We start from the raw sequence: 8,573 nt of genomic DNA, 5'->3' as shown, positions 1-8,573 counted from the left end.
GCTCATTGACGTGGGCGATGCGTACTCACCATGAGCGATGGAGCCAACGGCACATGCAGGCCATGTACGTTTTGCAGCGCACGCACCTCAAGGCTGCAAGGGCTTGGCGCATGAAAACGGCGTTGCGCCAAGTCTATGAATCCGCTGCACAGGCCCAATCCGAGGAGGTGGCCAAGACCGGACTCAAGCAGTGGATCTCGTGGGCCAGCCGATCACGACTTGATCCGTTCAAGCGGTTGGCCAACACACTGAAAACGCATTGGGATGGTGTGGTGGCAGGGATGCTACAGGCCAGGACCAATGCCTATGTGGAGGCCATGAATGGGTTGTTGCAGCAGGCCAAGCGAGCGGCTCGCGGGTTCAGAAATACCGAGAACTTCATCGCCATTGCTTACCTGCGCATGTCCAAACTGGTCCATTTGCCAGCGAATCCGTTTGAGGCTGCAAAACCACGTAGCCAGAGGCTCATCATGCGGTGCGTCTGATGTCAAGTTCCACTCAAAACGTCATAGAGCCGTCTTTTGTTCATGCCCGCCTCCACGCTGTGCTCAAACAAACATGTTGAGCTGGTGCTTTTCGACGACAGATAGTTTGACAACTACCGGAAGTGCAGATACCCGAAACAGCGATACTTGATCGCGCACGGTTTAAGGAGAACCTCATGCCTATGTACGAATACGCTTGTTCCGATTGCAGCCATGAATTTGAAGCGCTGGTGCGCTCAGACACGATTCCGACGTGCCCTCGGTGCCAATCCACCCGGTTGACCAAGCTGCTGTCGGTGTTTGCCACCCCGACCGGCAGTGCTTCGGCGGTGCTGCCCTTGCCGTCGTGTGGCTCGTGTGTCTCACCGGGCGCGCACAGCGGTTGCCCCTTGGCTTTGGGGAGATGACTTTGATGGCCACCACACCCAACGACGTGTCCAACAGCACCGGTTCTTTGAGCGAACTGGAGCAGATGCAAGAGCGCTTGGCGTGCATCGAGGCGGCTATCAGCCGCTTTGTGCCAGAAGGTTTGGTGCATCTGCTTGGTGCCCAGAGCCTGACCGAGTTGCGCCGAGGGCAGCACCTGGAAACCACCATGACGGTGTTGTTCACCGACATCCGCAACTTTACCCAGCAGTCCGAAAACATGACGGCTGCACAAACCTACGCCTTCATCAACGACTATCTCGGCAGCATGGAGCCCGCCATTGAAGCCAATGGCGGCTTCATTGACAAGTTCATTGGCGATGCCATCATGGCGCTCTTTCCGCGCAGCGCCGATGATGCGGTGCAAAGTGCCATCGACATGCTCAACCGTGTGGAAAAAGGCAATGAGCGCCGTCAGCGCAAGCAGCCTTTGCCCATCCATGTGCAGCACGACAGGCGCATACGCCAAAGCCGGTTGCCCACCCGCATTGGCATTGGTCTGAACACCGGTATCGTGATGCTTGGTCTGGTCGGTGGCATGCGCAGGCAAGAACTGACCGTGTTGAGCGACGCTGTGAACTTGTCGTCGCGCCTGGAGAGCATGACCAAGACCTACGGCATTTCGCTGCTCATCAGCGAGCAAACCCTCTACAACCTGCAGGATCCCCAGCGCTACTGCGTACGTTTTGTCGATCGCATCCGGGTCAAGGGCAAAGTACAGCCCCATTCGGTGTACGAGGTGTTCGACGCCGATCCCGCCGCCTTGCGCGAAGGCAAGCTGAAAACCCGGCACGCATTTGAAGAGGCGGTGGCCTACTACCACCTGAAAGAAATCGACCAGGCAGAGCCGTTGCTGCAAGCCTGCATCACCGAGGTTCCCGACGACCAACCTGCGCAAACCTATTTGAGCCGCTGCCGGGAGTACCGGGCCACCGGTATTCACCATGCGACGGGCGAAGTGGGCAGCGAGTTGGCGTGGCGGGACGAGTTTCTGGTGGGCAACCCGCTCATCGACGAACAGCACCAAGAGCTGCTGGTGCACATCAATGATTTGGCGGCCAAAGTGGCTACGGGCAACTTTGTGGGTATCGACGACATCATGCAATTCATCGGTCGGTATGTGCAGATGCACTTTGAAACCGAAGAAGTGATCATGCACCGCATCCACTACCCCCACCTTGCGGCCCATGTGCAAGAGCACCGCAGTTTTACCCAGCGCTACCTGTGCCTGGCCGACGACATTGCGCAACAACGCCATTCGCGCTTGTACCTGGGCTTTCAGATCCAGCTGTTCTTGTTTGACTGGTTTGCCAACCACACCACCCGAACCGACCGGTACCTGACCCGATTCATCGCCAACCAGACCGATCGACTCGTCAGCGAAACCGCTGCCAGCCCCAGCCGATGCGCAGCACCGCCGTGATGCCGCACAGCACCGCAAAGCCGTAAGCGATCTGCGCGAACCACTGCGGCCACAGGCACATGGCGGTGAAGGCGAGGATGGTTTCGGTGGCTTCTGTCAGTCCGCCCAGAAAATAAAAACTTTTGTCGGGAAACGCCAGCGACTGCAGCTGGCGCTTTTCAGCCACAGCGGCAAAGGCCAGAAAGCTGCTGCCGGTGCCGATGAAGGCGGCCAGCAGCACGGCGGCGGGCAGGGCGTTGGCGGGCGGGTCGGCCAGCGCAAAGGCCAGCGGAATCGGGGCGTAGTACAGTAAGTCGAGTGTGATGTCGAGAAAGCCGCCCCGGTCGGTGGGCGAGGTTGCGCGGGCCACGGCACCATCCAACCCGTCCATCAGACGTGACAGCAGCAGCAGCGCCAAACCGCTCAGGTAATGCTGCAGCGCAATGGCGGTGGCGGCGGCCATGCCGGTGGCGAAGCCGACAAGGGTGATGGTGTCGGCACGCAGGCCCAGGCGCACCAGGCTGCGGGCGGCGCGTGTCATGAGCGGTTTCAGCGCTTGTTGTATGGTTTTATCCAGCATGGTTCAGCACCATCAGGCGGTCGGGATCGGCCACGTCGGCGGCGTCGTGTGTCACCAGCACGGCGGGTATCTGGTGGGCGCGGATGTGCTCAAACACAAAGGCGCGGAACTGGTCGCGCAGCGTGGTGTCGAGCTTGGAAAACGGCTCGTCCAGCAGCAAGGCTTTGGGTTGCGCCAGCAGGGCGCGCATGAGCGCCACCCGGGCGCGCTGCCCGCCCGACAATGTGGCCGGGTCGCGCTCGCCGTAGCCTTGCAGGCCGGCTTCGGTCAGTGCTTGCTGCACCTGGGCCATGCGCAGGGCGCGCGGGCCGGGCGGCACGGCAAACAGCAGGTTTTCTGCCACCGTCAGGTGGGCGAACAGCAGCGCGTCTTGAAACAGCAGGCCCACGCCGCGCTGTGCGGTGGGCCGCAGGCTGATGTCCTCACCGTTGAGCCGCACGCTGGCCTGGGCGTGCAGCGCCTGCGCACCTTCGGCCACGCTGCCCAGCGTGCCGGCAATGGCCGCCAGCACCGAGCTTTTGCCACTGCCGCTGGGTCCCATGAGCGTCAGGATGTGACCCGCCGGCACCTCAAAGCGCAGCCCTTGCAGCAGCACTCGCTGCGCACTGCCGATTTGGGTGATGTGAACCTGAAGCGTCATGGGTGTGCGGGTTTGAAACGGCGGGGAGCGCCCAGCCAGGCGGCCAGCGCAAACGCCAGCACGGGCAGCACAAACTGCAGCCCCGCGTAGGCGCTGGTGAGCGAGCGCTGCCCGCCAGCCGCCAGGTTCACGGCTTCGGTGGTGACGCTGCTGAAACGCCCGGCCCCGATGTAGAGGGTGGGCAGGTATTGGGCCACGCTCACGGCAAAGCCCACCGCCGCGCTGGCGGCCAGCGCGCGGCGCAGCAGCGGCCATTTGATGCGCCACAAAAAATGCCAGGGGCCGTGGCCCAGGCTGGCGCTGAGCTGGGCGTAGCGCGCATCAAAACCCAGGTAGGCGGGGCTGAGCGCCAGCAACACATAGGGCAGCACCATGGCGGTGTGCGCCAGCAGCAACCCCAGCCACTGGCCTTCCAGCCGCCACTGCAGTGCGAGGCTGTACAAGCCCACCACCCACAGCACGGCGGGCAGCACCAGCGACAGGTAGAGCACCGGGCGCAGGGCGGTGTCCCAGCGGCGCGGCGCCAGCTCCAGCCAGGCCACGCTCCAGGCCAGCGCCAGCGCGGCCGAAGCCAGCGCCAGGCCCAGGGTGGTGCCCACGGTGCTGCGGCTGTCCCACACGCGGTGCCAGGCTTGCCAGGTGACGGTTTCGGGCCAGACGCGGGGGAACGGCCACACACCGGCGATGCTGCCCACGGCCAGCGCCAGCAGCACGGCACCGTACAGGCCGGCCAGCAGCAGGTAGCTCGCAGGCAGACCCACCGGCGGTTGTGCGCCCGCGGGCGTGGACGCAGCACCGCGCCGGCCGTTCAGCCGCTGGCCGCCCCGCCGGTGCAGGCGCTGAAGGCCCCGCCACAGCAGCGCCGTCCCCAGCAGGGTCAGCGTCAGCACGCCGCCGGCTGCGGCGCCCTGGGCATTGACCGCCAGGTCGGCGTCTTGCAGCCATTGCCAGGCCAGCACCGCCAGCGTGGGTGGCGAGGCCGGGCCAATCACCAGCGCCATGTCAACCACCGTGAGGCCATAGGCCAGCACCGCCAGCAGCGGCCACCACAGGCGCGCGCTCAGCTGTGGCCACACCACGCGCCAAAACGCCCGCTGCGGGCTGTAGCCCAGTGTCTGGGCCAGCGCGTGTTCGCTGCGCCAGCGCTGGCGCAGGTCGTCGCGCTGCAGCTGGGTGGCAGCGGTCCAGAGCAAAAATGGAATCTCTTTGGCGGTGAGCGCGGCAATCAGCCCCAGGCCCCACGGGTCTTGCGTGGTGGGCCAGGGCGGGGGAAATTCAAAACCGGTGAGCCAGGGCGACAGCGCCCGCAGCAGCCAGCCGCTGGGCGCCAGCAAAAACACCAGCCCAATGGCCAACGCGGCGTGTGGCGTGGCCAGCATCACCGGCAGACCGCGCAGCAGCCGCCCCAGCGACTGGCGCACAAAGCCCTGCGCCAGCAACGCCGCCGACACCCACCAAGCCAGGGCGGTAGAAGCCAACCCGGTCCAGAGCGTGAGGCCCAGGGCGCGCAGCCAGTGCGGATCTTCCCAGAGCGCGCGCCAAGCCGCTGCATCCAGCAGCGCCGCCAGCGCCAGCGCCGCCGTGGCCAGCAGCGGCAGGCCCGCGAGCAGCAGCAGGGCGGTGGCGAAGGGCAGGCGAAAGGCCGTCACAGGGGTCCGTCACAGGTATCTTTGGGTCCACTCCTTTTCAACCGGCTCCACCCATGCAGCGTGCGGCTCGGGCAGCGTGGGTGCTGGCTTGGCCACCTGGCCGGGTAGCGGCTGGCTGGGGAACAGGGCGCGCTCGGCAGCGGGCAGTTTGGCCAGGTCGAGCACGGTCGGGTCGCCCCAGTGCTGGATGTCGGCCTTGCGCGCCTGCGCCTTGGCCGAGAGCAGAAAGTTGGCCACCACCTGGGCGCCGGCAGCGGCTTTGGCGTTGTACGGTATGGCCACAAAGTGCGTGTTGCCAATGGTGCCTTGGGCGAACTGCCAGCTGACCACCGTGGCCGGCAGGCGCTTGGCCGCGATTTCGTTGGCCGGTTCGTTGGGGTTGAAGGTGAGCGCCAGCAGCAGTTCGCCGTCGGCCATCATCTGCCGGATGGCGGCCGGGCTCTGTGGGAACTGCTTGCCGCCGCGCCACAGGTGCGGGTGCAGCGCGTCCAGAAACTGCCACAACGGGGCGGTGACTTTTGCAAAATCGCCGGTCACAGGTGGCTTGGCCAGCACGCTGACATCGGCCACATGCTCCAGCAGCGCCTGCTTCACAAACGTGGTGCCGGTGAAGTCGGGCAGGCGCGGGTAGCTGATGCGCCCGGGCTGTCGGCGCGCCAGCGCCAGCAGCTCGGCCATGCTTTGCGGTGGCTGTGGCAGGCGCTTGCTGTCGGCAAACAGCGTGAATTGCGCCATGCCCCAGGGCGACTCTTGCCCGTCGGTGGGCACCGAAAAGTCGTTCAATGTGGTGGGCTTGCCCATGGTGTCCACGTATTGGAAGTTCGGTAGCGCCTCGGCCCAGGGCGCCAGCAGCAGGCGGTCGTGCTTCATGGCCGCAAAGTTCTCACCGTTGATCCACACCAGGTCCACCGTGCCTTCGCCAGCCTGGCGGCCAGCCGTTTTTTCGGCGCGCACACGCTTGACCACGTCGGCGGTGTCGGTGATCTTGACGTGCTCCAGCTTGATGCCATAAGCGGCTTGCACTTCAGCAGCCACCCACTGCAGGTAGGCGTTGGTGGTCTCACTGCCGGCCCAGGCGTTGAAGTACACGGTCTGGCCGCGCGCGGCTTTTTCGATCCCGGTCCAGGTGGGTGTGGCCGGTTGGGCCCAAGAAGGTACCGCGGCAGCGCTGGTGGCGGTGCCCGCAGCCAACAGGAGTTCGCGGCGGGACAGGCTGAAGGTTGTCAATTGAAGGTCTCCGAAAAATGGGTGCTTGAGCTTAATTCATGGACCGATGGGGCTCATGGGCTGGGTTTTTGGGGCTTCACTCGGGGTGGCAAGCTGTGCACGCCTGTGACCACAGCATCCGCGACGGCGGCATGCAGCCAGGCGGAAAAGTCAAAGGCGTTGGCTGAATGCGTCGCACCACAGGCGGCTTTCAGCGCCTGGGGCAGGTCTGCACCGGCCAGCAATGCCTGCACCAAGGCCGATGCGCTGGGGTCGATACGCTGCAGGCGCGGGCGATGCCCCTGGCGCCACACCAGTGCGTGTTCGCCCTGGCCGTCGCGCAGGCGCTGGGCGGTTTCGTCCAGCCGAGGCGTTGCGTCCAGATGTGCTCCGATCAGGCTCGCCACCGGGTAGGCGCTGCACACCACGGCGGTGCCGGGCGCCAGGGTGAGTGCCAGACCTTCAGGCGCTTCTTGCGCCAGACGCGCGAAGCTGCCAGGGTCGGGCACAACATCAGCCGCGCCGGTGGCGGTGTGCAACGCCCATTCGGTGCACGCCACATCGCTCAGGTAAGGCACATCGGCCAGTTGCGCGTTGTGCTGCAAGAAGTCCGGCAAGGCGCCGCCCCACTGGGCCAGATCGCCCCGCAGTGGCGGGTGCTGGTGCCACAGGTCGCGCGCCAGCAGCGCGAAGTTGTCCACGCCGATCAGTTGGGCGACCACGGGGTAGGCGCTGCGCAAAGCCCGTTCGGCCATGGCATGGCCGTTGGCCCGGTAAACCGCCAGCCCCCGGGCTGTTTGTGGCTGGCTGGCGTCGATAAAGCCCGCCAACCGCTCCTCGCACGCATGGGCGTCGGCGCTACCGGGCCGGGCCAGCAGCGCTTGCAGCAGCGCCTGCTGCTGGGCGCCCAAGGCTTGCAGTGCCTGCGTGTTCATGCGTTGGCCACTTGCAAAGCGGCCGCTTCCAGGCTGCGTTGGGCTGTGGAGCGCGCGCGCGCGGCTTCGTCCAGCAGCACCTGAAAGTCGGGCAGATCGGTGTCCCACTCGATCAGAGTGGGCACAGCACCCCAGCGCCGAACGGCGTGGCTGTACAGCGTCCACACAGCCTCATGAACGCGGCTGCCGTGGTCGTCGATGACGATGTCATCACAGTGCACATGGCCCGCCAGATGCACTTCGGCCACGTGGCGCGGCTGCACCGCGTCGAGCCAGCGCGTACAGTCGCCCAGCGGGTCGGTGGTCACGCTGCGCCGTTGCGCGTTGAGCGCGTTCACGTAGATGTTGTTCACGTCCACCAGCAGCTGGCAGCCGGTGCGCTGCGAGAGCGCGTTCAGAAAGGTGGGTTCGTCCATGTCGGCCTCGCGCCAGCGCATGTAGGCCGACAGGTTTTCTACCGCGATGGTCCGCTGCAAGCGGTCTTGCACCTGGTTCACGTTGGCGCACAGGATGGTCAGCGCGGCATGGCTCATTGGCACGGGCAGCAGGTCGGCCGCATGCAGGCCGGCGCCGCGCGCAAAGCTGGCGTGGTCGCTCACACGCACGGGCTCAATGGTTTTGACCAGCCGCGCCAATTGGTCCAGGTGCCAGGGGTCGATACCCGCAGCCGAACCCAGCGACAGGCCCACGCCGTGCAGGCTGACCGGGTAGTGCTCGCGGCCCTCGCGCAGCACGGCCAACGCGGCACCGCCGGGGGCGAAGAAGTTCTCGGAATGGACTTCGATGAAGTCCAGGGCGGGTTGCTGTTCCAGCAGCGCTGCGTAATGGGGATGCCGCCAACCGATGCCCACCTGGGGCGCTGCGGCTGAGAGCCTATGAACGGGTGCGGTCATGGTGGCGGGCTTTTCAAACGGGCGTGCCGAAAGGGATCAAGACTTCATGGCCTTCTTGGCTTCGTCAGCCGACAGGCCACCCAATGTCTTGCAGGTGCCGGCAGCGACGTACTTCCATTCGCCCTTGTCGTTGTCCACCTGGGATTGGCCCGCGCAGGAGTGCGTGCCGCCCAGATTGCCGCAGTCGTTTTGCCCGGCTTTGGCGATGCCGTAGCATTTTTCTTGTGCGCCCAGCATGGGCGCACTCCTGCGGGTGCAAGTCCCGCCGCAAGTTGACCAAGACGAGCGAAGCGAAGCGCAACCGCATGAGGGCGACCGAGTGTGGGAAGGAAGCGTGGAGCGCAAATCATGAGCCGA

9 protein-coding genes and 1 pseudogene are annotated in these 8,573 nt (G+C 65.3%); 3 read left to right on the top strand and 7 right to left on the bottom strand.

The annotated features are described in order from the left end of the window. The 3 genes from Q7J58_RS02040 to Q7J58_RS02030 all read left to right on the top strand — a co-directional run. Positions 1 to 485 (top strand): transposase (locus Q7J58_RS02040; protein ID WP_304822706.1); only part of this gene is annotated, 485 nt, incomplete at its 5' end. Between the two features lie 176 nt (positions 486 to 661). Further along, positions 662 to 892: a zinc ribbon domain-containing protein gene (locus Q7J58_RS02035; RefSeq protein ID WP_336623461.1), complete on the top strand. Its 231-nt coding sequence runs from the start codon at positions 662 to 664 to the stop codon at positions 890 to 892. Between the two features lie 5 nt (positions 893 to 897). Further along, on the top strand, positions 898 to 2,334 hold the full coding sequence (locus Q7J58_RS02030) for a bacteriohemerythrin (RefSeq protein ID WP_304822703.1): 1,437 nt from the start codon (positions 898 to 900) through the stop codon (positions 2,332 to 2,334). Here Q7J58_RS02030 and Q7J58_RS02025 read toward each other — a convergent pair. The 7 genes and pseudogenes from Q7J58_RS02025 to Q7J58_RS01995 form a co-directional block, all read right to left on the bottom strand. Continuing rightward, positions 2,288 to 2,854: a CDP-alcohol phosphatidyltransferase family protein gene (locus tag Q7J58_RS02025; protein ID WP_304822701.1), complete on the bottom strand. Its 567-nt coding sequence runs from the start codon at positions 2,852 to 2,854 to the stop codon at positions 2,288 to 2,290. The genes Q7J58_RS02030 and Q7J58_RS02025 overlap by 47 nt on opposite strands. A gap of 28 nt (positions 2,855 to 2,882) precedes the next feature. Further along, on the bottom strand, positions 2,883 to 3,533 hold the full coding sequence (locus Q7J58_RS02020; protein ID WP_304822697.1) for an ATP-binding cassette domain-containing protein: 651 nt from the start codon (positions 3,531 to 3,533) through the stop codon (positions 2,883 to 2,885). After that, positions 3,530 to 5,182 carry an ABC transporter permease subunit gene (locus tag Q7J58_RS02015; RefSeq protein WP_304822694.1) on the bottom strand — a complete coding sequence of 551 codons (1,653 nt, stop codon included), beginning with the start codon at positions 5,180 to 5,182 and terminating at the stop codon, positions 3,530 to 3,532. Before Q7J58_RS02015 ends, Q7J58_RS02020 begins: the two co-directional genes overlap by 4 nt. 9 nt (positions 5,183 to 5,191) lie before the next feature. Then, positions 5,192 to 6,409 carry an ABC transporter substrate-binding protein gene (locus tag Q7J58_RS02010; protein ID WP_304822691.1) on the bottom strand — a complete coding sequence of 406 codons (1,218 nt, stop codon included), beginning with the start codon at positions 6,407 to 6,409 and terminating at the stop codon, positions 5,192 to 5,194. Between the two features lie 53 nt (positions 6,410 to 6,462). Further along, positions 6,463 to 7,323, bottom strand: coding sequence for a DNA-binding domain-containing protein (locus tag Q7J58_RS02005; protein WP_304822688.1), 861 nt, complete (start codon positions 7,321 to 7,323; stop codon positions 6,463 to 6,465). After that, positions 7,320 to 8,216 (bottom strand): DUF692 domain-containing protein, encoded by an 897-nt coding sequence (locus Q7J58_RS02000; RefSeq protein WP_304822685.1) that lies wholly within the window; start codon positions 8,214 to 8,216, stop codon positions 7,320 to 7,322. Before Q7J58_RS02000 ends, Q7J58_RS02005 begins: the two co-directional genes overlap by 4 nt. A 36-nt stretch (positions 8,217 to 8,252) precedes the next feature. Continuing rightward, positions 8,253 to 8,441: pseudogene (locus Q7J58_RS01995) on the bottom strand (DUF2282 domain-containing protein); the annotation flags it as partial. Positions 8,442 to 8,573: the final 132 nt, after the last annotated feature.

Source organism: Hydrogenophaga sp., from assembly GCF_030656115.1.
Taxonomy (GTDB): domain Bacteria; phylum Pseudomonadota; class Gammaproteobacteria; order Burkholderiales; family Burkholderiaceae_C; genus Hydrogenophaga.
Note: the sequence above shows the minus strand (reverse complement) of the source record. Positions and strands in the feature narration are given on the sequence as shown.

Coding starts and splice junctions, on each gene's coding strand:
- Q7J58_RS02035 (WP_336623461.1), top strand. CDS start 662: ATGCCTATGTACGAATACGCTTGTTCCGATTGCAGCCATGAATTTGAA.
- Q7J58_RS02030 (WP_304822703.1), top strand. CDS start 898: ATGGCCACCACACCCAACGACGTGTCCAACAGCACCGGTTCTTTGAGC.
- Q7J58_RS02025 (WP_304822701.1), bottom strand. CDS start 2,854: ATGACACGCGCCGCCCGCAGCCTGGTGCGCCTGGGCCTGCGTGCCGAC.
- Q7J58_RS02020 (WP_304822697.1), bottom strand. CDS start 3,533: ATGACGCTTCAGGTTCACATCACCCAAATCGGCAGTGCGCAGCGAGTG.
- Q7J58_RS02005 (WP_304822688.1), bottom strand. CDS start 7,323: ATGAACACGCAGGCACTGCAAGCCTTGGGCGCCCAGCAGCAGGCGCTG.
- Q7J58_RS02000 (WP_304822685.1), bottom strand. CDS start 8,216: ATGACCGCACCCGTTCATAGGCTCTCAGCCGCAGCGCCCCAGGTGGGC.